Here is a 2,422-nt window from a genome sequence, read left to right on the forward strand (position 1 = left end):
CATCAAGAAAATTTTTCTCTTCAGCAGGGAATTCGGCGGTGTTAACCCATTCATTTAAGAGGGGAACAGGGGAGGTAAGCGAGGAAAGTATCAGAACGGACAGGTTATTACGCGTACCCGGACATGCCAGGAAAACAAAAAAGGGCAGCCTGCGCTGCCCTTAGAAAGGTTACAGTAAAGTGATCAGAACCTGCTATTTGTCGCTTGCGCGAGCATTGACAGTAATGTCTCCGTGTCTTCCCAACTCAGGCAAGGGTCGGTAATCGACTGACCGTAAACCAAGGGTTTGCCAGGAACGATAGGCTGTGTACCTTCAACCAGAAAACTTTCCGCCATGATGCCCGCAATGGTGGTTGAACCGCGTGTGATTTGCTGACAAACATCGTCGGCTACCTCGAGCTGACGGCGGTGCTGTTTCTGGCAGTTGCCATGACTGAAATCGACCACCAGACGTTGCGTTAAATCGAATTCAGCCAGATTCAGGCAGGCTTGTTCGAGGTCAGCGGCATGGTAATTGGGCTTTTTACCGCCACGCATAATCACATGTCCGTAAGGGTTGCCAGCGGTACGGTAAATGGTCATCTGACCATTTTTATCCGGCGACAGGAACATATGGCTGGTGCGTGACGAACGGATAGCGTCGATGGCGATGCGGGTATTCCCGTCAGTGCCATTTTTAAAACCGACAGGACAGGAAAGCGCCGAAGCCATTTCGCGGTGGATCTGACTTTCGGTGGTCCGTGCGCCGATGGCTCCCCAGCTGATCAGGTCGGCAATATATTGTCCAATCACCATATCAAGGAATTCAGTCGCGGTCGGGATGCCCAGTTGGTTGACAGTCAGTAATACCTTCCGCGCCAGCTCAATACCGTCATTAACCCGGCAGGAACCGTTCAACTCAGGATCTGAAATCAGCCCTTTCCAGCCGACAACGGTACGTGGTTTTTCAAAGTACGTACGCATGACGATTTCCAGGCGATCCTGATATTTTGCACGCAATACACTAAGCTTGCCCGCGTAATCAATAGCCGCTTCAATATCGTGAATTGAGCAGGGACCGATAACAACCAGTAACCGTTGATCTTCCCCACTGATAATCTTTTCAATTCGTTTACGTGATTCCATCACGTGTTGGGCGACCGACGGGGAAATTGGCAATTTTTCTGCCAGTGCCTGAGGCGTAATCAGGCTGTCGATGCGCGTCGTACGCAGTTCATCTGTTTGTGACATCGTATTCTCGAAAAATGTGTTTCTTCTCTGCGGCAGGGATACCGGGAAGTGATGCCGATCACAATAACCCAAAAACCGATGAATTCAACCACTGTCAGCAGGATATGCCATCCACATCAGTAAAAGTATTCAGAACATACGGCGGCTCATGCCGAAGCTGTCCATGATCTTCGCTGATATCTCCTCAACAGAATAGTTTGTACTGTTGAGGTAGCGGATCTGATTTTTTCTAAATAATGCTTCCACTTCAGAGACTTCCATACGGCATTGGCGCAAGGAAGCATAGCGGCTGTTTTCAACGCGTTCCTGGCGAATTGCCGTCAGGCGTTCAGGGTCAATCGTCAGGCCAAACAGCTTATGCATATGCGGTTTTAACGCGGTAGGTAACTGAATATTGTCCATGTCGTCGGCGGTAAACGGATAGTTAGCTGCGCGGATACCAAACTGCAATGCCAGATAAAGGCTGGTCGGCGTTTTACCGCAGCGCGAGACGCCCAGTAAAATCACCTGGGCCTGATCGAGATTGCGCAGCGAAATGCCATCATCATGAGCCAGGGTGTAATCAATCGCGGCAATGCGCGCATCGTATTTAGTGATGTTGCTGGCCGTCAGACCATGCGTCCGGTTGGCGATGGGGGTAGGATCGACGCCCAGCTCATTCTGTAAAGGGGCGACCAGCGACTGGACAATGTCCTGACAGAAACCTTCACTACCTTGAATAATGTCGCGGATGAGAGGTGAAATAATAGAATAAAATACCAGCGGACGGGCGCCGGTTTTTTCAAAAATGTCATTGATTTGCCGGCAGACTGCTTTGGCACGCTCTTCACTTTCAACAAAGGGAAGAGAGTAGGTGGTGGCGTTGACCGGAAATTGTGAAAGTACAGCGTGGCCTAAAACCTCTGCTGTAATGGCAGTACCGTCAGAAATGTAAAACACGCATCTGTCCACAAACGACTCCTGATTTATCGCACTTCATTTATATTCAAATTATCCCTTATTTAGTAATAACCAGAATTGCATGAAATAAAAAGCCTATTTCATCTGCGTGGCGATGTTCTGTTAATTGCTGCGAGACAGTGCGCAAAATGACTGTAATAAATGAAATGGCATTTTAAATTTTCCGCGACTTATCGCAGCTTTTGATTTGCTCAAGCAGAACATCAGCTGCTCAGTTAGCAATGAATTAGCG

General features: G+C 48.7%; 2 protein-coding genes. Both read right to left on the reverse strand.

The window, feature by feature from the left end; genetic code table 11:
* Positions 1–183: 183 nt before the first annotated feature.
* A complete protein-coding gene (locus tag J1785_RS01725; protein WP_217218669.1) occupies positions 184–1,230 on the reverse strand; it encodes a 3-deoxy-7-phosphoheptulonate synthase in 1,047 nt (348 codons plus the stop codon).
* A gap of 129 nt (positions 1,231–1,359) precedes the next feature.
* Entirely contained in the window at positions 1,360–2,181 is an 822-nt protein-coding gene (gene ppsR, locus J1785_RS01730; protein WP_217218670.1) for a posphoenolpyruvate synthetase regulatory kinase/phosphorylase PpsR, read from the reverse strand.
* Between the last annotated feature and the right edge of the window lie 241 nt (positions 2,182–2,422).

The organism is Rahnella perminowiae, assembly GCF_019049755.1.
Lineage (GTDB): Bacteria > Pseudomonadota > Gammaproteobacteria > Enterobacterales > Enterobacteriaceae > Rahnella > Rahnella perminowiae.

Coding starts and splice junctions, on each gene's coding strand:
- J1785_RS01725 (WP_217218669.1), bottom strand. CDS start 1,230: ATGTCACAAACAGATGAACTGCGTACGACGCGCATCGACAGCCTGATT.